Origin of the sequence: Paenibacillus caseinilyticus (assembly GCF_027533645.1) — a bacterium.
Lineage (GTDB): Bacteria > Bacillota > Bacilli > Paenibacillales > NBRC-103111 > Paenibacillus_G > Paenibacillus_G caseinilyticus.
On sequence record NZ_JAQAGY010000031.1, the window covers coordinates 38,624 to 62,694 of the forward strand.

General features: G+C 59.7%; 18 protein-coding genes. 5 read left to right on the forward strand and 13 right to left on the reverse strand.

Annotation, left to right across the window (positions count from 1 at the left end):
• Positions 1 to 20: 20 nt before the first annotated feature.
• On the reverse strand, positions 21 to 2,018 hold the full coding sequence (gene uvrB / locus O9H32_RS29545) for an excinuclease ABC subunit UvrB (protein ID WP_269869728.1): 1,998 nt from the start codon (positions 2,016 to 2,018) through the stop codon (positions 21 to 23).
• A 371-nt stretch (positions 2,019 to 2,389) separates the two neighbouring features.
• Here uvrB and O9H32_RS29550 point away from each other — a divergent pair, with 371 nt between their 5' ends.
• Entirely contained in the window at positions 2,390 to 3,184 is a 795-nt protein-coding gene (locus tag O9H32_RS29550) for a flagellar motor protein (RefSeq protein ID WP_269869701.1), read from the forward strand.
• Positions 3,168 to 3,920, forward strand: coding sequence for a flagellar motor protein MotB (locus O9H32_RS29555; protein WP_269869702.1), 753 nt, complete (start codon positions 3,168 to 3,170; stop codon positions 3,918 to 3,920). Before O9H32_RS29550 ends, O9H32_RS29555 begins: the two co-directional genes overlap by 17 nt.
• Before the next feature lie 108 nt (positions 3,921 to 4,028).
• On the opposite strand, the gene O9H32_RS29560 is transcribed toward O9H32_RS29555, so the two are convergent.
• The 5 genes from O9H32_RS29560 to ftsE all read right to left on the reverse strand — a co-directional run bounded on the left by O9H32_RS29560 (position 4,029) and on the right by ftsE (position 9,998).
• Positions 4,029 to 5,312, reverse strand: coding sequence for a PDZ domain-containing protein (locus tag O9H32_RS29560; RefSeq protein WP_269869703.1), 1,284 nt, complete (start codon positions 5,310 to 5,312; stop codon positions 4,029 to 4,031).
• A 213-nt stretch (positions 5,313 to 5,525) separates the two neighbouring features.
• Entirely contained in the window at positions 5,526 to 6,977 is a 1,452-nt protein-coding gene (locus O9H32_RS29565; RefSeq protein WP_269869729.1) for a S41 family peptidase, read from the reverse strand.
• 97 nt (positions 6,978 to 7,074) lie between these two features.
• Positions 7,075 to 8,340 (reverse strand): murein hydrolase activator EnvC family protein, encoded by a 1,266-nt coding sequence (locus O9H32_RS29570; RefSeq protein ID WP_269869704.1) that lies wholly within the window; start codon positions 8,338 to 8,340, stop codon positions 7,075 to 7,077.
• A 58-nt stretch (positions 8,341 to 8,398) separates the two neighbouring features.
• The gene (ftsX, locus tag O9H32_RS29575; RefSeq protein WP_269869705.1) at positions 8,399 to 9,322 is read right to left on the reverse strand and encodes a permease-like cell division protein FtsX; all 924 of its coding nucleotides are present in this window, start codon (positions 9,320 to 9,322) and stop codon (positions 8,399 to 8,401) included.
• On the reverse strand, positions 9,312 to 9,998 hold the full coding sequence (gene ftsE / locus O9H32_RS29580) for a cell division ATP-binding protein FtsE (RefSeq protein WP_269869706.1): 687 nt from the start codon (positions 9,996 to 9,998) through the stop codon (positions 9,312 to 9,314). Before ftsE ends, ftsX begins: the two co-directional genes overlap by 11 nt.
• Before the next feature lie 472 nt (positions 9,999 to 10,470).
• On the opposite strand from ftsE, the gene O9H32_RS29585 reads away from it, so the two are divergent.
• Positions 10,471 to 12,018 (forward strand): VanW family protein, encoded by a 1,548-nt coding sequence (locus O9H32_RS29585; protein WP_269869707.1) that lies wholly within the window; start codon positions 10,471 to 10,473, stop codon positions 12,016 to 12,018.
• A gap of 246 nt (positions 12,019 to 12,264) precedes the next feature.
• Here O9H32_RS29585 and argH read toward each other — a convergent pair whose 3' ends face one another.
• The 7 genes from argH to argC form a co-directional block, all read right to left on the reverse strand.
• A complete protein-coding gene (argH, locus tag O9H32_RS29590; RefSeq protein ID WP_269869708.1) occupies positions 12,265 to 13,680 on the reverse strand; it encodes an argininosuccinate lyase in 1,416 nt (471 codons plus the stop codon).
• Positions 13,681 to 13,840: 160 nt separating this feature from the next.
• Positions 13,841 to 15,082, reverse strand: coding sequence for an argininosuccinate synthase (locus O9H32_RS29595; RefSeq protein ID WP_269869709.1), 1,242 nt, complete (start codon positions 15,080 to 15,082; stop codon positions 13,841 to 13,843).
• 117 nt (positions 15,083 to 15,199) lie between these two features.
• Entirely contained in the window at positions 15,200 to 16,156 is a 957-nt protein-coding gene (gene argF / locus O9H32_RS29600) for an ornithine carbamoyltransferase (RefSeq protein WP_269869710.1), read from the reverse strand.
• A 92-nt stretch (positions 16,157 to 16,248) separates the two neighbouring features.
• Positions 16,249 to 17,442, reverse strand: a complete 1,194-nt coding sequence (locus O9H32_RS29605; RefSeq protein WP_269869711.1) for an aspartate aminotransferase family protein — start codon at positions 17,440 to 17,442, stop codon at positions 16,249 to 16,251.
• Between the two features lie 37 nt (positions 17,443 to 17,479).
• The gene (argB, locus tag O9H32_RS29610) at positions 17,480 to 18,271 is read right to left on the reverse strand and encodes an acetylglutamate kinase (RefSeq protein ID WP_269869712.1); all 792 of its coding nucleotides are present in this window, start codon (positions 18,269 to 18,271) and stop codon (positions 17,480 to 17,482) included.
• 109 nt (positions 18,272 to 18,380) lie between these two features.
• On the reverse strand, positions 18,381 to 19,610 hold the full coding sequence (argJ, locus tag O9H32_RS29615; RefSeq protein WP_269869713.1) for a bifunctional glutamate N-acetyltransferase/amino-acid acetyltransferase ArgJ: 1,230 nt from the start codon (positions 19,608 to 19,610) through the stop codon (positions 18,381 to 18,383).
• A 40-nt stretch (positions 19,611 to 19,650) separates the two neighbouring features.
• Positions 19,651 to 20,700, reverse strand: coding sequence for an N-acetyl-gamma-glutamyl-phosphate reductase (gene argC / locus O9H32_RS29620; RefSeq protein WP_269869714.1), 1,050 nt, complete (start codon positions 20,698 to 20,700; stop codon positions 19,651 to 19,653).
• Positions 20,701 to 21,107: 407 nt separating this feature from the next.
• Here argC and O9H32_RS29625 point away from each other — a divergent pair, with 407 nt between their 5' ends.
• Positions 21,108 to 21,467, forward strand: a complete 360-nt coding sequence (locus O9H32_RS29625; protein ID WP_269869715.1) for a DUF2294 domain-containing protein — start codon at positions 21,108 to 21,110, stop codon at positions 21,465 to 21,467.
• 249 nt (positions 21,468 to 21,716) lie between these two features.
• Complete coding sequence (locus O9H32_RS29630; RefSeq protein WP_269869716.1) at positions 21,717 to 24,071, forward strand: FdhF/YdeP family oxidoreductase; 2,355 nt, start codon at positions 21,717 to 21,719, stop codon at positions 24,069 to 24,071.

Genomic DNA, 24,071 nt, shown 5'->3' on the forward strand with positions numbered 1-24,071 from the left:
GCCATCCAACCTTCCCTTCGTTACAGCTCCGCCTTCAGCTCCAGGACCGCATCGCGAAGCTCCGCGGCACGCTCGAACTGCAGGTTCTTCGCTGCTTCCTTCATTTCCTGCTCCATCCGCTCGATGAGGCTCATCCGGTCTTTCTTCGACATCTTGGTCTTCACGTCCGCCAGGTATTCGGTCTTCTGCTCCGCTACCTTCGTCGCTTCGATCACATCGCGCACTTTCTTCTGTATGGTCTGCGGCGTAATGCCGTGTTGTTCGTTGTATGCGATCTGGATGGAACGCCGGCGCTCCGTCTCCTTGATCGCCTTATCCATGGAATCGGTGATCTTATCACCGTACATGATCACGCGTCCTTCCGAGTTCCGCGCCGCCCGGCCGATCGTCTGGATCAGCGACCGTTCCGCACGGAGGAAGCCTTCTTTGTCGGCATCAAGGATCGCGACAAGTGAAACCTCCGGCAAGTCAAGGCCCTCCCGCAGGAGGTTGATGCCGACGAGCACGTGGAACACCCCGAGGCGCAGGTCCCGCAGAATCTGCATCCGCTCCAGCGTCTTGATATCCGAGTGCAGGTAGCGCACCCGGATGCCGATCTCCTTCAGATAATCGGTCAGATCCTCGGCCATCTTCTTCGTCAGGGTCGTTACGAGCACGCGCTCGTCTTTCTGGATACGGTCGTTGATCTCGCCGATGAGGTCGTCGATCTGCCCCTTCGTCGGACGAACCTCGATAATAGGGTCGAGCAGCCCGGTCGGCCGGATGATCTGCTGCACCATCTCCGGGCACTTCTCGAGCTCATAAGGGCCCGGCGTAGCGGAGATATAGAGCTGCTGGCCGACCTTCTTCTCGAATTCCTCGAACCGCAGCGGCCGGTTATCCATGGCCGAAGGCAGGCGGAAGCCGTGATCCACGAGCACTTCCTTGCGCGCCCGGTCCCCGTTGTACATGGCACGGACCTGCGGAAGGCTCACATGGGACTCGTCGATCATCACGAGGAAGTCATCCGGGAAGTAATCGAGCAGCGTGTAAGGCGTCGCCCCCCGCTCCCGGAATGTCAGCGGCCCCGAGTAGTTCTCAATGCCGGAGCAGAAGCCCATCTCCTGCATCATCTCAATATCGTAGCGCGTCCGCTGCTCGAGCCGCTGCGCTTCGAGCAGCTTGCCCTGTCCGCGCAGTTCCTCGAGGCGCTCTTCCAGCTCCCGCTCAATGTTCACAAGGGCCCGCTTCATCGTCTCTTCCCCGGTGACGAAGTGAGACGCCGGGAAGATCGCGATATGGTCGCGCTCGCTCAGAATTTCGCCGGTCAGGACGTCGATCTCCGTAATCCGTTCGATCTCGTCTCCGAAGAGCTCGACCCGGACGGCATGCTCTCCGTGCGAAGCCGGGAAGATCTCCACGACATCCCCCCGCACGCGGAACGTGCCGCGAACGAAGTTCATGTCGTTGCGCTGGTATTGGATGTCGATGAGCCGGTGCAGGATATCGTTGCGCGATCGCTCCATGCCCACCCGCAGCGACATCACCATGTTCCGGTACTCCATCGGCGAACCGAGGCCGTAGATGCACGATACGCTCGCGACGATGATGACGTCGCGCCGCTCGAAGAGCGAGCTGGTCGCCGAGTGACGCAGCTTGTCGATCTCGTCGTTGATGGAAGAGTCTTTCTCTATGAAGGTATCGGACGACGGAATATACGCCTCCGGCTGGTAGTAATCGTAGTAGCTGACGAAGTACTCGACTGCGTTGTTCGGGAAGAATTCCTTGAGCTCGCTGCACAGCTGCGCGGCCAGCGTCTTGTTGTGCGCCATAAGCAGCGTAGGCCGGTTCAGCCTCGCAATCACATGGGCTGCGGTGAACGTCTTCCCCGTACCTGTCGCGCCGAGCAGCGTCTGGAACCGCTGGCCGGACTCGATGCTCTGCACTAGCTTCTCGATCGCCGCCGGCTGGTCCCCTTGGGGAGTAAAATCGGATACAAGCTGAAATTTTTTGTCGCTGACAACGACTTCATTATGCATGCTCATCTCATCACCCGTTCATTATAAGGAGTGGAAGGTTTTACTAAAGTTTCCTCGCGGCGTTTCCGATAACATACTTTAGTTGAAGTATACCTTAACGGAATGCGGCTTGGAAGCGGTCCGGTCGATTCCTGTGATAGGAATATTTGTTCCCATCCATTATACTTGTTTTCCGCCCCCCATGCAAACCTCCCCCGTCCAGTTACTTACCCAGATTTCGCAGGGCTGGAAGGATGGGAGCGGGCACTCAGGCACAAACTACCTTGCATATGCTTCTTAGTCAGGCAGAGAGCGGTACCCGAATATCAGGATAATCAAAGCGCCGCCCCGGCGCTGGATCATAGTAAATGCATAGGCAGAGGTGATTAAGCGTGGACTTGACGACAATAATTGGCATCGTGGCCGGACTGGCCGCCTTGGTCGGAGGTTATGTGTGGGATGGAGGGCAGCTTTCGTCCCTTTTTGTGCCGAGTGCGCTTCTCATCGTCATCGGCGGCACGCTGGGAGCCGTCGCCGTATCGTTCCCCTGGTCCCATCTGAAGGGCATTGGCGGCGCCCTGCGGACAGCCTTCCGGAGCTCCCTGCAGGACCCCCGCCGTCACATCGACGAAATGATGGAAATGGCGGCCCTGGCACGCCGCGAAGGCGTGCTCTCCCTGGAAGCGCGGGCACAGCAGCATCCCGATCCATTCCTGCGCGAAGGCTTGACCATGGTGGTGGACGGAACCGACCCGGCCCTGACCAAACAGATCCTTGAGCTGGAGATGGACGCGATCGAGCAGCAGTACGACAACCGGGCGCGCCTCTTCGAATCGGCCGGCGGCTTTGCGCCCACCATGGGCATCATCGGTACGGTAATGGGCCTCATTCACGTTCTCGGCAACCTGACCGACCCCGGCATGCTCGGGCCTGCGATTGCGGTAGCTTTTACGGCGACCTTGTACGGGGTCTCGACGGCGAATCTTATTTATTTGCCGCTGGCGACCAAGATTAAAGTAAGAGGGCAGGAGGTCATCGCCGAGAAAGAGCTTCAGCTCGAAGGCATCCTCGCCCTGCAGGCCGGGGAGAATCCGTATCTCATCAAGAAAAAAATGCTCACGTTCCTGCTGAAGGATCAACCAGGGCCCGCAGCAGAGGAGGAGGATGCCGATGGCACGCCGGCGTAAGCAGGAGACGCCTCCGGGCAGCCACGACCGCTGGCTCATTACGTACGCCGATCTGATCACGCTTCTACTGATCTTCTTTGTCGTGATGTACTCGATGAGCAAGGTCGATCTCGACAAGTACGATGACCTCTCGGATGCCCTGAGGTCCGAATTCAAACGCTCGGACTCGGTCCTCGAAGGAGGCAGCGGCATTGTCGGCAGCAATCCTTCCATTGGTGGCCGGGATGATGCCAGGACACAGCTCGAGCGGGAGGGGCAGCTGCGCCGGGATCTGCAGTTCAAGCAGATGGTCGACCAGATGCAGTCCTATATCGAGGCGAACAACCTGCAGGCACAAATGACCACGGCCAATACGTCCCGGGGCGTCACGTTCACGCTGAACGACCTCTTCCTCTTCGATCTCGGCAAAGCGGATCTGAAGCCGGAGGCCAAACCCGTGCTCGAAAAACTGTCCAGCCTCTTCAGCCAGCTCGACGCGACCATCAGCATCGAAGGGCATACCGATAACCTGCCGCTCGCCACCGGTTCGGTCTATGTCGATAACTGGGGGCTGTCGGGAGCCCGCTCGCTTTCGGTACTGCGGTACTTCCTCTACGATACGCAGCTCGATCCCGAGAAGTTCGTATCGGCTTCCTATGCCCATACCCGGCCGGTGGCCGAAAATACCACAGCGGAGAATCGGGCCAAGAACCGCCGTGTGGAGATCGTTGTGCTTCGGGAAGAACCCGTCCGGTAGCTTCCTATTCTTGGATGCCATTATCTCCAAAAAGCCGCTTGTGCATGCAGCACAGGCGGCTTTTGTTGTCTGGACGCGATGGAGGGACAAATACGGCTGTCCGCGGGGCTACATGGACTTCGGACGCGGGCGGTTATCGAACAGTCCGCTGACTTTGCGGCTCAAGTAAGCCCAGAACGGCAGCTGCCGTTCCTTCACATAGTGCCGCACGTTCGCATCCGGCGCAAGAATCAGGCCGAGCAGATGGTGGTCGCCCGAGAACATCGCCCGCTTCACGAATTTGCTCTCGCCCGCCAGATTGAGAATCTCCAGGCGGCAGAAAGCGGCGTTCTGCGCCAGCGCGCCGTGCAGCTCCTCTACGGAGCGGACGGCGACCCCGTTCACCTTGTACAAGGATTCGCCTACTTGAAGTCCCAGTGCGGCGGCCGGGCTGCCCGGCAGGATGCCCAGAATCTTGAGGCCCTTGCTGCCGTGTACGAACACTGGACTCCGGTTCGACTCGTCCCAGCGGCTGTAGAAGACGAGGGCTTCATGCAGTCCGATGCAGAGCAGAGACACGGCGAACAGCGATGGCGTCCACCAGGCCGACAGTGCCGTAAGCAGCAGAAGCACCGCCGCATACAGCACGAGCAGGCTTGAGCTCAGCTGTACCTTCTCGCGCGGCAGCCGGGACATCGTCATGTCGGCGAACCCGATCATGACCGGGAAGGCAAGGATCGTCCAGCCGCCCGCCCACAGGTCGCCGCCGAGCAGCGGCGTCCAGGGCAGCGGCGATCCGCCCTGCACGGGGACGATCAAGAACAGCGCTACCGGCCAGAAGCCCTGCAGCTGGTAGCCGCCAACGATCTTGCCCCGCTTGCTCTCCACGAAGACCGGCGTGCCAAAGCGGGTGCCCTGCCGGCGGACCAGCAGTGCTTCCACCAGATGAAGCACCGCCACCAGAGCGAACAACGAAGGCAGATGCAGCGCCAGCAGCGAATCGACAGCCCACTTCCAAGGCACCGCCTGCTGCAGGGCCGGGAAGCTGGTCAGCACGGCCTGCAGCATGCCCAGCACGCCTACAGCATAGGCCCAGCATAAGAAGCGCACACGCACCCAGATGAGCAGCAGCGATACGATCCAGAGCAGCACGGCTGCCTCCGGCCGGATCACCGCACCAATCCCGGCCATCACGGCCGACGCCGCGAGCCCCCCGATCCATCCCCAGAGCACGGTACGCCAGGTCTCGGAGATCAGCGAATGCAGCTTGGTCGAGAACAGCTTGCGTTCGAGCAGGATCTGCCGGCGGTATTGAAGGATAATAAACAAAATACCTACATAGTAAAAAGGATGAAGAAACAGCTCCGTCAGGGCCTTCAGCCCCCGGTATCCCCATTCGATTACAACCCCCATGGCTTTCTCCCTTACGTGAAGTAGATAAAGCATGAAAATGTACAGGCTTCACAAGATGACAGCGTATCCGTACATAAAGAAGAAGAAGGTCAGTTCCCCCGCAACCCGGGAACTGCCTTCTTACATGAGTTCGACGCGGGGCACCCATTTCCTGCTTTGGGACAAAATCGCAGGAAACGGAGCGCGCGTCTGGCGTATGGTTTGAATCGCAGGTTACTGCTGAGCCGATTGCTGCAGCTGCTGCAATGCCGCCTTGAGCTGCAGGTCGTTCTTCGGTTCGCGAATCGCAGCCAGAATCGCCTTCTCCAGCTTGTTCGCCGTCTCCGTGTCGACTTCCCCGGTCACCGGCAGGTTGTTCAGCCGTTGGAAAGCCTTGACCGCGGTAGCGGTCTGCTGGCTGTAGTAGCCGTCCGTGCGGTCCGGATTCAAGGCCAAGCCCCCCAGCATGATCTGCAGGTTCTTGACGTCCTCGCTGTTCGTATCCGGCTTCAGCGTCTCCTTCTTGGAGAGCGGCGCTACCTTGAAGTAGGCCGGCTGGTCGACGGCGAGATCCGGTGCGATCCCTTTCTTATGAATCCAGGTGCCGTTCGGCGTGAGCCACTTGTACACCGTCATCTTGATGTTGCTGCCGTCACCCATCTCATCTTCGAAGGTGACCTGTACGGTGCCTTTGCCGAAGGTCGTTTCCCCGATAAGCTTGCTCCCTACGGAGTCATGCAGCGCGCCGGCCAGAATCTCGGAAGCGCTCGCGCTGCCTTTGTTGATGAGCACGGAGACCGGGTAAGGCTTGCCGCTGCCCTTGGACGGCGTGACTTCCTTCTCGCCCTTGCGATTCTCGATCTGGACAATCGCCTTATCCTTCGGCACGAACGGCTCGACGATATCGACGACCGCCGTCAGCAGACCGCCGGGATCGTTGCGCACATCGATGATGAGGCCCTTCATCCCTTGATCCTCCAGAAGCTTGAGCTCTTCCTTGAAGCGCTTCGCCGTATTGCTCGCGAACTGCCGGATCTCGATCTTGCCGATCTTCCCTTCTAGCATCTCGCCATAGACCGTCTCCACATCGATATCGTCGCGGACGACGATGATCTGGATCGGCTCCGGCGAACCGGAACGGGAGATTTCGATCTTGGCCTGCGTTCCCTTCGGCCCGCGGATCTTCATGATCGCCTGGTTCAAGGTCTGGCCTTCCAATGATTCTCCGTTCACGGACAGAATCACGTCATGGGCATGCAGACCCGCCTTCTCGGCCGGCGAGCCTTTGATCGGCGCCACGATCGTAATCTTGCCGTCTTCCGACGTCACCTCGGCCCCGATTCCTTGGAACGAGGAGGAGATGTTCTCTTCGAACTGCTGGGCTTCCTTCTGGTCCATATAGACCGTGAAGGGATCGTCCAGGGTGGCCAGCATGCCGTTGATAGCCCCGTTGACGACCTTCTCGCGCTCCACGTCCGAGAGGAACTTGTTCTCGATGAGCCCATACGTCGTAGCAATCTTGTTATAATCCTTCGTCGTCAGCCCCGATTTGACATCCGCCCCGGCGGCCCCTTCCTTGCCGACCGCCGCAAAGATGGACGGATTCACAATCGTCAGCGTCATGATGCTGCTGGCGAACATCCCAAGCAGCACGAATGCGATAACCGTACGTCCCTTGAACGTCATTTCCCTCTCCACACCGCCTTTGCTTTCCCACGAACTTGCCTTGCGCCCTTGTCTTTTGTAGTGTATGACAAGCCCTTCCTATTTATGAAGGCTGCGCTTATTTTTGGCCGATATACGGTTTCGGATCTACCGTACGTTCATTAATACGGACTTCAAAATGGAGATGGTTGCCTGTCGACCGGCCCGTCGAGCCCACTTCAGCGATCTTCTGGCCCTTCTTCACCGTCTCGCCCAGATCTACCGCAATGCCTCCGTTACGGATATGTCCATACAAGGTCCACACTCCGTTACCGTGATCGATAATCACAGTGTTGCCGTAACCGCTGTAAGACTGCGCCATGATGACCACGCCATCTTCCGCGGCCAGTATATCCGTCCCGTTCGGTGACGGAAGGTCTACGCCGCTGTGGGAAGCCGTACGTCCCGTAATCGGGTCTTGCCTGGACCCGAAGTCGGACGACTTATTGACATAGCCTCGCAGCGGGTATCCGAACTTGCCCCCCGCATAAGTGTACGCCTGCGGAGCGGAGATAACGCCGCCCTTGGTATTGCCGTTCTTCTTCCTCGCGGCCTCCGCTTCCTTCGCCACTCTCTGCTGCTCTTGGTAGAGAGCCTGCTGCTTCTTCGATTCCGCAGCTGCCGCGGCTATGACCTGCTGCTCCGCCTCTTCGCTGATATGCTCAAGCGCTTCGGCCTGCTCATTCAGGCTGGCGATACGCACTTCTTTCTCTTTCTCTTTCTCGACGAGATCGGCTTTCATCTCCGACACTTGCCCGTATAACGTTTTTACCTCGGCCAGCTTCCCTTCAATCACGACCCGCTTGTCCACGATCACCTTGTGATCCCGCTTGTTCGCTTCGAGAATATCCTTATCCTGCGAAACGATGGACTGCAGCGCCTGCAGCCTGTCCAGGAAATCGCTGAAGCTCGTCGAGCTCAGCAGCACATCCGCGTACGAAACCGCGCCGTTCATATACATCAGCCGCAGTCTCGACTTCAGCAGCTGGTCGCGCGTATCAATACGCACTTGCGCTTCATCGAGCTCGATCGCATTTTGTTCCAGAGAGGTCTTCACGGTATAAATCTGGTTATTCAATTGGTTCAGCTTCGTGTTAGTCGAATCAATTTGGCCCATCAGCGAATCCAGGTCATTCTCGGTCTTGGCTTTCTCCGACTGCACCTGAACAATCTGCTTGTCCGTCTCCGCCTGCTTCTTCTGGTATACGTTCTTCTGCTGTCTAATCTGGTTGAGCTCGTTTTGGATACGCTGGGTTTCCGATGCTGCGAATCCGGACTGCGGCACAATCAGCGTTCCGACGAGTCCGGCTGCGATGGCCAATGGCACATAAGACTTGTTCGACAACACAAGTTCCTCCCCTGTTTCCATTCTTTATCTTGCAGGACGACCAGCCTGGGGCAGGTCAGACACGCATAAACTTGCGGACCGAAATCGTGCTTCCCCACACGCCGATAATCACGCCGATGCCAAGCAGCAGCGCGCCGGTCTTCAGCCCGACTTGTTCAAAAGGCAAGAGCTGGATCAGTATCAGGTTCAGGTCCAGCTGCACCCAGCGCATCAACTGCCAATACCCATACAGCAGCACAGCGACCGGAATCACCGATCCGATCAGGCCAAGGAGTGCACCTTCGATGAAGAAGGGCCAGCGGATGAACGCATTCGTCGCGCCGACCAGCTTCATGATCGAGATCTCGCGCCTCCGCGCAATGATCGTGAGCTTAATCGTATTGGCGATCAGGAACATCGCCGTCAACGCCAACCCCGCTACGATCACGAGACCGATGTTGCGCACGACCGAGGTGACCTTGAACATCGTCTCGACCGTTCCCTTGCCATAGCTCACCCGGTCGATGGTCTTCACTGGTTCCTCCGGGTTATTGAGCTTCTCGATGGCCCCGGCCACCGCGGCGACTTCCCGCGGCTCCGTCACTTCCACCGTGAACGAGTCGTTGAGCGGATTCTCATCTTCGCCTTCCAGCCCTTCGAGCAGCTGGCTGCCGCTCTCACCGAGCCGTTCCCGCAAGAACTTCAGACCCTCTTCTTTGGAGACGAACGTCACCTGCTTCACCTGCGGAATCGCCTTGATCTTCTCCGAGAGCTGGTCGATGGTCTCCTGCTTCGTATTCACCTCGAGGTACACCCGGATCTCTACCTGCCGTTCGATCTGCTGGGCCAAGTAATTCACATTGAGCGTCAGCAGCAGGAACACGCCGAGAATGAGCAGCGAGATGGCAATGGAGGATATGGAGGCAAACGACATCCAGCCGTTGCGCGCAACGTTCTTGGTGCCTTCCCGAAGATGTCTGGCTGCCGTGCTAATCCTCATAGCCGTAATCTCCTCTCACCTGGTCGCGCACGATCCGGCCTCCCTCGATAGCCAGCACGCGCTTGCGCATCGAGTTCACGATCTCCCGGTTGTGCGTAGCCATGACGATCGTCGTCCCCCGGAAGTTGATCTCCTCCATAAGCTTCATGATCCCCCAAGAAGTCTCGGGATCAAGGTTGCCCGTAGGCTCATCGGCAATAATGACCGAGGGATTGTTGACGATCGCCCGCGCGATCGCCACGCGCTGCTGCTCCCCGCCGGAGAGCTGGGTCGGCAGCGAGCCGATCTTATCTTTGAGATTGACCAGGTCCAGCACTTCGAGCGTCCGCTTCTTGATGATTTTCTTCGGCGCCTCGATAACTTCCATCGCGAAAGCCACGTTCTCGAATACCGTCAGTTTCGGCAGCAGGCGGAAGTCCTGGAAGATGACCCCGATATTGCGGCGGACGAAGGGAATTTTGCGTTGTTTCAATTTCTCCAGATTGAACCCGTTGACGAAGATGGTGCCCTTGGTCGGACGTTCTTCTCTATAGATCAATTTCATGAAAGTCGATTTCCCGGCCCCGGACGGACCCACGACGTAGACGAATTCGCTCTGGTCCACTTTCACGCTGATGCCGTTGAGGGCATGACCGCCGTTTGGGTACGTTTTCCACACGTCGTGCATTTCGATCACAGTATCACATCCTGAGCTATGCGAGTTTGGTGGTGCTCTATAGGTGCAGCGCGCCGGTCTGCGGAGACACAACCGCGGAGCGTACGCTGGGAAGAATCCCATTATGCCGGGTCTTCAATTCTGGGCCTGTCCTGCCGCTGGTTCACGACAAAAACGCCTAACCGTCCGAAAACCAAAATAAGCCAGAACGGTGCCAGCTTTTATAATTTCGACATAAAGTTCTAAATTCCTTTAGGTGCAAGGAATTTCTACACATGGTCTCAGGAGGAACCGCGCGGTTCCCCCTTCTCCTGCCGGCATTCGCCGTCAGCTTTCGCTACAAGGCCGACTCGAGGAGCCGACGCCGTTTATTGTAGACGAAATAAGAAGCAAGTTTTCTCAAGCAAGTTTTAGAGCGTGTCCGCATAAGTATGAGTGTGCCGCGCTTGTACGGACCCCATCCGATTTTACCGCAAATGAAGGAGAAGGCCCTATGACATCCATCACTACGAGCAAGGGACTGAAATACGGGATAGCCGCCGGGCTCCTCCTGCTTCTCGCCTCCTCGCTCGGTACCGCAGCCTACGGTCTGCACCCCCGTCTGCCTGAAGAAGCGCGGGTCGGCGACTGGGCGATCGGCGGGCTGACGCCGGCAGAGCTGGAGGAGCAGCTGGCCGCCAAGGAAGCGGCGGTGCTGTCCCTGCCGGTGCGGCTGGCGGTGAAGGAAGGCGAAGCCCGCCTCACCAAGAGCGTGACGCTGGGACAGCTGGGCCTCCAGCTCGACCACGCGGAGCTCCAGGCGCGTCTTCAGCCGCTGCGGCAGGGGTCGCCTTGGGAGCGAGCCCTGGCCCGCTGGAGGCTGCGCGGCGCGTCTTGGCCAATCGGCGTGCAGCTGCCGGAAGATCAGCTGCACGCCGCCCTGGCGGCTGCATTCGCGGAAGTCTACGCCCGCAAAGCTGCCGATGCCCAGCGCGTCATCGAGGCGGACGATACGATCCGCTATGTGCCGGAGAGGGGGGCTCCGCTCATCGATGAAGCCAAGCTGCGGGAGCTCCTGCTCGCGAAGCTCCCTCCCTGGGGCTCCGTAGCAGGGGCGCCGCTGTCCGCCCCGCCGCCGGATTCGCCCGAAGCAGGCGCAGCGTCCGCAGCGCCGCAGCCGCTGGAGCTCGACGTACCGATGCTGAACGCGGCTCCGGGCGTGACGGTGCAGTCGCTCCAGGCGCAGGGCATCGCGCGGAAGCTCAGCGAATTCACGACGGGCTACCCGCCGGGTACAGGGTCTTCGCGAAGCAGCGAAGGGCGGATCCATAACGTGCGCTCGACCGCAACGACGATCCACGACGTTCTCCTGAAGCCCGGCGAGGTGTTCGACTATGCCCCCTACATCGCCGAGACGGAGAAGCGATTCGGATTCCGCGAAGCCCCCGTTATCGTCAACGGCAAGCTCGTCCCCGGAGTAGGCGGGGGGATCTGCCAAGTGTCCTCCACGCTCTATAACGCCGTGCTGCGCGCTGGCCTGACCATCGTGGAACGGCGCAACCATTCTCTGCCCGTGAGCTACGTGCCCCTCGGGCAGGACGCTACATTCGCCACAGGTCATATCGGGTTCAAGTTCCGCAACAGCACGGAGCATTACCTGCTCATCCGCACGTCGGCGACTGACCGCAGCATGACCGTGAAGCTGTACGGCCAATCTCCGCCCGAGTTGACGTATGATATTGTTTCCAAAACCGTCGAGACGCTCCCGCCCCCCGTCAAATATGTACATAATCCGCTGCTGCGCAAAGGCAAGCAGGAAACGCTGATCAAGGGCAAGCCGGGTTATGTCGTCGAGACGTTCCGCAGGAAGCTGCAGAACGGCGTCGTGATGTCTCAGGAAAAAATCTCGCGCGATACGTACAGTGCGCAGCCCACCGTGATCGCATCGGGTAACGGCTCTTCGACTTCCCAGGACCGCAGTACGCCCAGACCCGGCAGCTCGCCGCGGGAGCCGCTGATCGAAGATGGCGTGAAGGGCCCGAATTACCACTCCGCACGGTAAGCGGCTGTTATGGCACAACACAGCGGTAACGGCTCTTCCAGCTGTGTGAATAAGAACGACGAACGCCAAGTAACCCCCTCGGCGCTGTCCGTCTTCCTCGCTTGGGAGGAAGGGATTCCAGCACTTCGGGGGTTATGTTTTGCCAGGGGAGGAGACACACTATGCCTTATCCTCTCCAGGCACACCAAGCTCTTATGCGATCAAGCCTAGACAAACAAGCCCTTACCAAGCACAAGGCAATCTGCCTCAGCGGCTTTTGGCAAAATACTCATCGAACCAAGCCGTGGACGAACCAAGTACCGCCTCAGCCCGTTCGATCGCGCCGCTGACCTGTGCGGATGCCGTGCCGCCGTATACATTGCGCGCGTTCACGACGCTCTCCGGCTGGAGCACCTGGAATATATCCTGGTCGAACAGCTTCGAGAACTGGTGGTATTCCTCGAGCTTCAGGTCCAGCAGGTATTTGCCGTTCTGAATGCAGTACAGCACCGTCTTGCCAATGACTTCATGCGCCTGACGGAACGGCATCCCTTTGTTCACCAGATAATCGGCAATATCCGTGGCGTTGGAGAAGTCCTGATTGACGGCCTGGCGCATCCGGTCCTTGTTCACTTTCATGGTGGCGATCATCGGCGCGTACAGCTGCAGGGCTCCCTGCAGGGTGCGGACCGTATCGAACATGCCTTCCTTATCTTCCTGCATGTCCTTGTTGTAGGCCAGCGGGAGCGACTTCAGGACGGTCAAGAGACCGAACAAGTTGCCGTACACCCGGCCCGTCTTGCCCCGTACGAGCTCCGGCACATCCGGATTCTTCTTCTGCGGCATAATCGAGCTGCCCGTACAGAAGGCGTCGTCGAGCTCGATGAAGCGGAATTCGGTGCTCGACCACAAGACGAACTCTTCGCTAAGACGCGACAAGTGGGTCATGATCAGCGAAGCATTGGCCAGGAACTCCACAATGAAGTCCCGGTCCGACACCGCGTCGAGCGAGTTCTCGTAGACAGCGTCGAAGCCGAGCTGCTTCGCTACGAAGTGGCGGTCGATGGGGAACGTCGTGCCTGCCAGCGCGCCTGCGCCCAGCGGCAGCACGTTGATCCGCTTGTAGCTGTCCTGCAGACGCTCGATGTCGCGCTGGAACATCGAGACGTACGCCATCAGGTGATGGGCGAACAGGATTGGCTGCGCCCGCTGAAGATGCGTGTACCCAGGTACGATCGTATCCAGGTTCGCTTTGGCTTGCCCGATCAGCGCTTCCTGGATCTTGTTCAGGAGGCCGACGAACTCGATCACCCGCTTGCGGAGCCAAAGGTGCATGTCGGTCGCCACCTGATCGTTGCGGCTGCGGCCCGTATGCAGCTTGCCGCCTACCGGACCGACCTCATCGATGAGCGCCTTCTCGATATTCATGTGAATATCTTCATCGCTCACCGTGAATTCGATTTCGCCGCGGCGGATCATATTCTGGACTTTATGCAGCCCGTCCTTGATCTTCTCCACGTCATCCAACGGGAGAATGCCGCATTTGCCGAGCATCGTCACGTGGGCAAGACTGCCCTGAATATCTTCCTCCGCGAGTTCCTTATCGAACAGGATCGAAGCGGTGTATTCCTCCACCAGCTGATCCGTCTTCTTCGTAAACCGTCCACCCCATAGCTTAGACACGTTCGGTTGCTCCCCTCTCCAGCTCCATCATCTCAATGGTATTGCTCTTACTTCGCACCCAAGCGACTTCACGCAAACGCAGGCATAGGGCCCTCCCCGCCGCGAAGCAGCCCGGAGGCCTTGGAGGGAGAAACCCTAAGCGAAACAGCATCATGCGGACTTATTCTTGCTCCGCGTTCTTCTTCACGCCCGCCGCTACGCGAAGACGCAGCGCATTCAGGCGGATAAAGCCGGTGGCATCGCCTTGGTCGTAAGCTTGGGTCGGATCGGCTTCCATCGTGGCGATGTGCGGGTTGTAGAGCGATACCGGGCTCTTCACGCCGGCCGCGATCACATTGCCTTTGTACAGCTTGAGGCGCACCGTACCGCTGACGTTCTTCTGGCTCTCGGTAACCAGAGCCTGGACTGCCAGACGTTCCGGAGCGAACCAGAAGCCGTTGTAGACCAGCGACGCGTACTTCGAGATGAGGGAGTCGCGCAGATGCATCACTTCGCGGTCCATCGTCAGCGATTCGATCTTGCGGTGGGCGGTGAACAGAATGGCGCCGCCCGGCGTCTCGTATACACCGCGGCTCTTCATGCCGACGAAGCGGTTCTCGACCATGTCCACACGGCCGACACCGTGCTTGCCGCCGAGCTCATTGAGCTTCTCCATGATATGCAGCGGGATCATGCGCTCGCCGTTCACGGCTACGCAGTCACCTTGCTCGAACTCCAGCTCGATATATTCCGCCTGGTCCGGCGCATCCTCAGGGTCAGCGCTCAGCAGGAACATCTCTTTATTCTCCGGAGCGCTGGCGTCGAACCAAGGATCTTCCAAGACGCCGCTCTCATACGAGATGTGGAGCAGGTTGCGATCCATGGAGTAAGGCTTGGACGCCGATGCCGTGACCGGAATACCGTGCTTCTCGGCATAAGCGATCATCTCGGCGCGTCCCGGGAACTGCTCGCGGAACGATTCGAGACGCCAAGGAGCGATGACTTCGATGTCTGGCGTCAGCGCCGCAGCCGTGAGCTCGAAGCGCACTTGGTCGTTGCCTTTACCGGTAGCGCCGTGGGCGATAGCCGTGGCGCCTTCGGCGAGGGCGATCTCCACCATGCGCTTGGCGATCAGGGGGCGGGCAATGCTCGTGCCGAGCAGGTACTGCCCTTCGTACAAGGCGCCCGCCTGGAACATCGGGTAGATGAAGTCCTTCGCGAACTCTTCGCGCAGGTCGTCGATGTAGACTTTGGATGCGCCCGTGCTCAGCGCCTTCTCCTCGAGTCCGTCGAGCTCTTCCTTTTGGCCGATATCCGCCGTGAACGCGATAATCTCCGCATCATACGTTTCTTTGAGCCACTTCAAAATAATGGATGTATCCAAACCGCCCGAATAGGCGAGTACGATCTTCTGCTTTGCCATGCTTCTCCCGCTCTCCTTTTGTGTTCGCTGTATAGGGCCGCGCCAGCTCTCCGGGTCCCTGCCGGCACATGCGGCAAGGTCCCGGTTCCCCAAGCCTCGCGGCCGTCCCGGATGATTCTACATGATCGCGGCCATCACGGCCTTCTGGGCGTGAAGACGGTTCTCGGCCTGGTCGAAGATGACCGAGTTGCCGCCGTCGATGACCCCTTCCGACACTTCTTCTCCGCGGTGGGCGGGCAGACAGTGCATGAACAGGTAATCCTTCTTCGCATATTTGACAAGCGCTTCGTTCACCTGGAAGTTCTTGAACGCAAGCTCCCGCTCTTTCTGTTCCGCTTCGAAGCCCATGCTCGCCCACACATCCGTATAGACGACATCCGCATCCGCGATCGCTTCCGCCGGATCCGTACCGACCCAGATGGTGCTGCCGGCCTTCGAGGCGGCTTCTTTGGAGAGCTCCAGCACTTCGCTGTCCGGCTCGTAGCCTTGCGGTGTCGCTACCGCAAAGTTCATACCGAGCTTTGCGGCGCCCATCATCAGCGAATGCACCATGTTGTTGCCGTCACCGATGTAAGCCATCTTCAGTCCCTGCAGGCGGCCCTTCTTCTCCTGGATCGTCTGGTAGTCCGCCAAAGCCTGACACGGATGAGACAAGTCCGTCAGTCCGTTAATGACCGGCACCGTTGCGCCGCGGGCCAGTTCGATGACCGTCCGGTGGGCATAGGTGCGGATCATAATGCCGTCAAGGTACCGGGACATCGTCTGTGCCGTGTCGTGGATCGTCTCCCCGCGGCCGAGCTGCAGGTCGTTCTTGCTAAGGAACAGCGCATGCCCGCCGAGCTGGAACATGCCCACCTCGAACGAGACGCGTGTGCGTGTGGACGACTTCTCGAAGATCATGCCGAGCGTCTTGCCCTTCAGCGGCTGGAATACCTCGCCGGCCTGCTTCTTTTTCTTGAGATTGATTGCCAGATCGATCAAATATTGAATCTCCTCCGGCGCATAATCCACCAACCCGATGAAATCGCGCCCCTTAAGGCTAATCTCGATATCCTGCTCCATCGTTCCCGCCATGGATGCATCTCCCTTCTCTGTCTGGACGGCTGCCCGTTGCTGGCGCCGCGGTCTCATGCCGCCGGCGCCCTCTGGACTCACCGCCTTATATGCTATACCGCTGCTGCGGCTGCTTTTTTTGCGATTTCGGCCGTTACGGCCGCAAGGCCCCGGTCCAGATCTTCTTTGCTGATGAGCAGGCTCGGTGCCAGCCGGATCACATTCGGTCCGGCGGAGATGACGAGAACCCCTTGTTCGAGCAGAGGACCTATAATCTCTCCGGCCGGCACGGTCAGACCGATGCCCAGCAGGAGGCCGAGCCCGCGCACTTCCGTCACCAGCGGATTGCCTTCGAGCTGTTTCTTCAGCTCGCCGAGCGCGTATGCGCCAAGCTCCGCCGCGCGTGCCGGCAGCTTCTCCTCCAGCATAACCTCCAGGGTCGCCAGGCCTGCCGCCGTGGACAGGTAATTACCGCCGAAGGTCGACCCGTGGCTCCCGGCGGAGAACGCTTCGCGGAGCTTTTCCTTGCCGAGCATGGCGCCGATCGGCATCCCGCTGCCGAGCCCTTTGGCCAGTGTGAAGATATCCGGTTCGATGCCGTAGTGTTCATAAGCGAAAAGCTTGCCCGTACGGCCCATCCCCGTCTGAATCTCATCGATGATGAGCAGCAGGCCGTGCTCCTTGCAGAGCTCCTGGAGCCGGGCGATGAAAGCAGGCTCGGCCGCATTCACGCCGCCTTCGCCCTGTACCAGCTCCAGCATGATCGCACAAGTCCGGGTGGAGATGAGTTTCTCCACGGCTTCCGCATCATTGAACGGTGCGTAGACGAAGCCTTGAGGCAGCGGAGAGAAGCCTTCTTTGACCTTATCCTGCCCCGTTGCGGTCAGCGTAGCCAGCGTGCGGCCATGGAACGACATGTGGAAAGTAATGATCTCGAAGCGCTCCGGCTGCCCCAGCACCTTCTGGAAGTAGCGGCGGGCAAGCTTGATCGCCGCCTCATTCGCTTCGGCCCCGCTGTTGGAGAAGAATACCGCATCTGCGCAGGAGTGTTCTACCAGCAGGCCGGCAAGCTTCTCCTGGTTCGGAATGCGATACAGATTGCTTGTGTGCCACAGCGTATCGATCTGCTCTTTCAGGCGTTCGCCCACACGTTTTGGGGCATGCCCCAGGTTCGTAACCGCGATCCCGCACATCAGATCCAGATATTCCTTGCCGTTCTCATCCCACAGCCTGCTGCCGTCCCCCTTCACAAACGTAAAAGGATACCGTGCGTAGTTCGGAAACAATGCGCTTTGAGCCTCTCCCATGTCGTTCACTCCTTTATATGGTTATGGTTAATACCCATCAGTTCCTTACGATGCGCGTTCCGATGCCGCCTTCCTTGAGCACCCGGCTGAGCACGGCCGGTTCGGAGCCGTTCACGATGACCACCTCGCGCACCTGACCCTGGATGCACTGCACGGCAGCCCGCACCTTCGGAATCATGCCGCCATAAATCTCGCCACTCGCGATCATGTCGTCGATCTCTTGAACCGTGACCGCCGGAAGCACTCGCTTCTCCCCGTCCACCGTCTTCAGGATGCCGGGCACGTCCGTCACCACGATCATCCGCTCGACGCCGATATGCGAAGCGACCGCTCCGGCCGCCGTATCCGCATTGATATTGTACCGCTGGCCGCCGTCGGCACCGATCCCGACCGGAGCGATGACCGGCATGTAGCCCATGGCCACGATGCCTCGTACCAGCTCGCCGTTCACATTCGTCACGTCACCGACGAGGCCCACTTCGTCCGCATTCGGGACCGGCTGTGCCTGAATGAGGCTGCCATCCACACCGGAGAGGCCGAGCGCCTTCGCCCCGGAGCGCTGGATCTTGCGGACGATCTCTTTGTTGATCTGTCCAGCAAGCACCATCTCCACGACGTCGAGCACCCTCTCGTCCGTCCGCCGGAGACCGTTCACGAACTCGGTCTCGATCCCAAGCTTGCCGAGCGTCTCCGAGATGGCCGGACCGCCGCCGTGAACGATCACCGGAATAAGACCCTGCTCCTGCAGAATACGGAGATCTTCAAAGAAAGCATCAGGCAGGGCAGCCAGCGTACTGCCGCCGCATTTCATCACAAAACAGTCTTTCATCCGCACGTGTCCCCTTTTGCTCTATATCCCTTGCCGTCCGCAGCCTGATTGACCCTGGAAGGAACCGGACTGGCCGGCAATGCCTTATTGGCCTGATGGACCTTCGCAGCTATGTCCGGTAGGCCGCATTGATCCGTACATAATCGTAAGTCAGGTCGCAGCCCCATGCGGTAGCCGATACCTCTCCCATATGCAGATCGACATGGATCAGAACGAAGTCTCCCTTGAGATACTCGGCCGCCCGCTCCTCATCGAACTTCACCGGCCTGGACTGCTCCAGCACCGTAATGTCGCCGAGGCGTACATCGACGGTCTCGGTCTCGACCTTGTGGCCCGCGCGCCCTACGGCGGCGATAATCCGCCCCCAGTTGGCATCCGCGCCGTACACCGCGGTCTTCACGAGAGAAGAGCCGATGACGGTCTTGGCGATGGCCCGTGCCGCTTCTTTCGATGCCGCGCCGGCAATCGTCACCTCGACGAGCTTCGTCGCTCCTTCGCCGTCACGCGCTATCGCTTTGGCGAGATGCTCGCCCACGAAGGCGAACCCGGCCGCGAACGCATCCCAGTCCGGATGCTCCGGCGTCAGCGCGTCGCCGCCCGCGAGCCCGCTGGCCAGGACAACGACCATATCGTTCGTGCTCGTATCGCCGTCCACGGTAATCATATTGAACGTGGAATCGGTCACCTCGTTGAGCAGCTTCTGCAGGTCCGCAGCGGCTATATTCGCATCGGTCGTCATGAACCCGAGCATGGTAGCCATGTTCGGATGAATCATGCCGGAGCCTTTGGCTGCGCCCGCGATGTGCACGGTCCTGCCGCCTACGGAGAGCGATACGCAGATCTCCTTCTTCACGAGATCCGTGGTCAGGATCGCCTGGCAGAAGTCGTCGCCGCCATCCGCGCTCACACCCGCGGGCAGCCGTTCGATGCCGGAGAGCACCTTGCCCATCGGCAGGAGTTCCCCGATCACGCCTGTCGATGTCACGCCGACCAAGTGTTCCGCTACGCCGAACGCCTCGGCAGCGGCCGACCGCATCGCGCGCGCATCGTCCACGCCCTGCTGGCCCGTGCACGCATTCGCGTTGCCCGAGTTCACCAGCATGACCTGCAGCGTGCCGTCCTGGCCGATGCTCTCCTGCGTCACGCCGAGAGGTGCCGCCTGGAACTGGTTCAGCGTATAGACGCCCGCCGCCTGTGCCGGCACATCGCATACTATTACGCCCAAGTCGTGGCGCTCCGTCTTCTTCAGTCCGCAGTGCAGTCCCCCTGCGCGGAATCCTGCCGGCGTCGTTACGGAACCTTCCGGCACCACCACGAACCCTGCTTTGCCTACCGTCATCGCTCTCTCTCCCGTTCTACCCTGTTATGGAAGGCTTGCCTTAAGGATACACCGGACTGAATGCCAGCCCGGTTCCCTCGTCCCAGCCCATCATGAGGTTCAAGTTCTGTATTGCCTGGCCCGCTGCGCCCTTCACGACATTATCGATGACCGAGATGACGGTCAACCGGCCCGTACGCGGGTCCAGGGACAAGCCGATATCGCAATAATTGGAGCCAAGCACCTGTTTCGTCGCCGGGAATTTGCCCTGTTCCAGAATCCGGACGAACCGGCGCCCTTCATAATAAGAGCGGAACAGCGCGAAGATCTCCTCTTCGCTGCGGCTTTCTTTCAATTGAACATAGATCGTCGAGAGGATGCCCCGCGTCATCGGCACGAGATGCGTCGTGAACGTAATCACGGCCTCTTCGCCCGCCAGACGGGTCAGCGTCTGTTCGATCTCCGGCGTATGCTGGTGCCGGTTGACTTTGTACGCCATGAAATTCTCGTTCATCTCCGAGTAATGCACCGTCAGGCTGAGCCCGCGTCCCGCTCCGGACACGCCGGACTTCGCATCGACGATAATCGACTTCGGGTCGATCCACCGGTTAGCCGCCAGCGGAGCAAGGCCAAGGGCCGTCGCCGTCGGATAACAGCCCGGGTTCGATACGAAGTTTGCTCCCTTGACTTCTTCGCCGAATACCTCGGAGAGTCCGTATACCGCTTTGTTTATGTAGTCCGGATCAGCCGGCTTATGTTTGTACCACTGTTCGTAATCCGCCCCGTTCTTCAGCCGGAAGTCGCCCGAGATATCGACCACTTTCAATCCCGCTTCCAGAAGCTTCGGCGACAATTCGCTGCTGATGCCGTGCGGCGTAGCGAGGAAGACGACATCCGCTTTCTCCTTCAGCAACTCCACATCGACTGCATCCAGCCGGTCGGTCAGGATTCCATTCAGGTGCGGAAATCCTTCCGCGATGGAGGCTCCGGCGTTTGAAGATGAGACCACCGACGTGATGGCCACGTGCGGGTGGGCCAGCAGCAGCCGGATCGTTTCGGCCCCGCCGTATCCTGTCGCGCCGATAATGGCCGCTCTTACTTTTATAGACATATCCGTTCCCTCCACATGAAAACTATGTATTATTATACATTCTGGGGTATAATAATTCAATTCCTTTTTTACCTCTTCGGAAGTCCTCCGGAGGGAAGTCCGCTCTGTCCCGTCACCAGGAAAGCAGCCCGCTCTCTCAGCACCTCCGCAGGCGAATGCCACACGTTCAGAAAACTTTTCCATCCCCCTCATCGTACCCTACGTCCGCCTTCACTGCAACACTCTTCTGACGTCTCCGAAGTCCGTCTGCTCCTCTGTTTTTCACTCCTGCAAAGCCTATATAGACGACCTATCCCCTTACCAGCATTCCCCGCCCGCAAGCCGGGGAATGTTCTTGAACTGGCCCGGTCCGCATGATAAAATTTGAGTTGCTTTCTACGCGTCAGATGAATCGGGGAATGCATGCTATGAATAAAATCGAAGCCGAGTTCGGCAATTTGGTGAAAGCGTTCCGCAAGAAGCACATGGGCAAAGGCCCCCGCGAGATCCGCACCACGTTCTGCAGGAACTGGGCGATCTGCGAGATGGAAGGCCATCTCTCTCCCGTCGAGAAGTTCATCGCCACCGCCACCGACGGCAAGCAGGCCCTTCGGACCGCCCGGACCGAAATGGTCAAGGAAATGTACCGGACCCACCGGCCCGTAGAGATGGAGGAACTTCTGGGCGCCCGCTTCGTGGATTTGTTTGTCGATATCGACCTCGATAAGGATATCGGCATGAGTATTTTCGTATTCGACCGGGAGATCGAGCAGCTTGCCCGAAGCTAAGGCTCCGGACGAAGCTTGATCCCGTTTTCTTACGTACAGGTTACCTGGGCATGCCCAAGCCTTCTTGCGCCGCCCGCAGATCCAACCCTTCCGTGCCGTTGGCACTTGGCAGCGAACCTGCTCAAGACTAACCGCCGCAACAGACCCAGCCTCATCCGGAGTTTCGATTTTTGCCGGTCCGGGGCTTTGGTCCGCTGCGGCTTTTTGCGTACCTCCCTATCCTATTCCTTATCCGAAGGAGTGTTCCTTATGGGCCAAACCAAACATACCGGGCGCATTCCCCTGCCCTCTCTGCCCGATCCGTCCTTATGGGCCAGCCGGGTGCCATTCGGGCTCAACCGCATCAAACCGCGGCATATCCGCGACACATTCAAGGCCGTCTGGGATAACCGCGACCAGCTGCCCTACGCCTACCGGATCCTGACCCAGGGGGTGTGCGACGGCTGCGCGCTCGGCGTGGCCGGCCTGCAGGATCAGACGCTGGCCGGGCCGCATCTGTGTACTACGCGGCTCAACGTGCTGCGGCTCAATACGATGCCCGCCATCGCCGGCGATGTGCTGCACGCGGATATCGACGAGCTGCGCCGTATGGACAGCACGGCGCTGCGCGGCCTCGGGCGGCTGCCGTATCCACTGATCCGCCGCAAGGGCGAGCGCCGCTTCTCCCGCCTCTCCTGGGACGAGGCGCTGGATACGATCGCCGCGAAGATCGCCGCGGTAGATCCGAAGCAGCTCGCTTTCTATCTGACCGCCCGCGGCATCACGAACGAATCGTATTACGCGGCGGCCAAGACGGCCCGTTTTCTCGGCACGAATCACATCGATAATGCGTCCCGCATCTGCCACTCGCCTTCGAAGACGGCCCTGAAGCGTTCTGTCGGCATCGGCGCTTCGTCCTGCAGCTATAAGGACTGGATCGGCACCGACGTCCTCATCTTCTGGGGGAGCGTCGCGGCGAACAACCAGCCCGTGTCGACCAAGTATATGTATGCGGCGAAGCGCAAGGGCACCAAGATCATCGTGATCAACCCGTACCACGAGCCGTCGATGGACCGGTACTGGATTCCTTCCGTGCCCGAATCCGCCCTGTTCGGCACGAAGCTCGCCGATGACTTCTATCAGGTGAACATCGGCGGCGATATTGCCTTCATGAACGGAGTCATGAAGGTGTGGTTCGAGATGGAGCGCAAGCAGGCGGGATCGGCGCTAGACCACGCCTTCCTGGCCGCGCATACCAGCGGCCTAGAAGCGCTGCGCGCCCATGTAGAGGCTCAGGATTGGAGCCAGCTCGAGCAAGCCTCCGGCCTGACGCGGGAGCGGATGCAAGCCTTCGCAGAGGAGCTGGCCGCAGCCAAGTCCGGCGTCTTCGTCTGGAGCATGGGGCTGACCCAGCACCGCTTCGGCACCGACAACATCTCGCAGGTCGCCAACCTGGCGCTGCTGCGCGGGTTCCTCGGCCGGGAACACTGCGGCCTCATGCCGATCCGCGGGCACAGCGGGGTCCAAGGCTCGGGCGAGATGGGCGCCGATCCGTTCTCGCTGCCCGGCGGGGAGATCAGCGATCCCGAGGCGCGGCGGCGCATCGAGGCCCAGTGGGGCTTCGAGCTGCCGGCCTGGCAGGGCGATATCGTCGGCGTCTCGCTGGAGAACGCCGTCCTGCCCGAAGACCATGAGCGCCGGCTGCGGGTGTTCTACACTTCCGGCGGCAACTTCCTCGAGACGATGCCGGACCCTGACTTCGTCCGGCAGTGCCTGGAGGCGATGGAGGTGCGGGTGCATCAGGATATCATCCTGAACACCTCGACCCTCGTCGATGCGGCGGAAGCCGTGATCGTCCTGCCGGCCATGACCCGCTACGAGCAGCCCGGCGGCGGCACATCGACATCCACCGAGCGGATGGTTTACTTCTCTCCGGAGATCGAAGGCCCACGGATGCCGGAAGCCCGGGCCGAGTGGCAGATCTACGCGGAGCTGGCCGCCAGGGTGAAGCCTGAGGAGGCCTACCAGCTCGGCCTGCAGTCCGCGGCGGACATCCGCCGGGAGATCGCCGAAGCGGCGCCGAATTATGAGGGAATTCAGCATCTGAAGGCGAAGGGTGACGTGTTCCAATGGGGCGGCGCCTGGCTGTGCGAAGGCGGGGTCTGCCCTACACCGGACGGCCGGGGGCGGCTGCTGCCCATCGAACTGCCGGAGCTGCGCAAGCCCGAAGGCCACTTCTTCGTCACGACCCGGCGGGGCAAGCAGTTCAACTCCATGATCTACAGCGAGCGGGATCCATTCAACGGGGCGGACCGGTATGATGTGCTGATGAGCGAGGAAGACGGGAAGAAGCTGGGCCTGCGGGAAGGCGACGCGATCGTGGTCTATAACCGGTACGGCGCCATGCACGGGCGGGCCAAGTGGGAGCCGGTGCGAGCCGGGAATATCGAAGTCCACTGGCCGGAAGGCAACGTACTGCTGCCAACCGGGGTGTATGAACCGCACGCGGGGATTCCGGAATACAATACGTCCGTCATTGTGGAGAAAGCGGAGACGTATCATGCGATGAAAGATACGAAGTATGTGGAGCGGCGTATCGAAGAATTGGAGCTGGAGAGCGAGTGA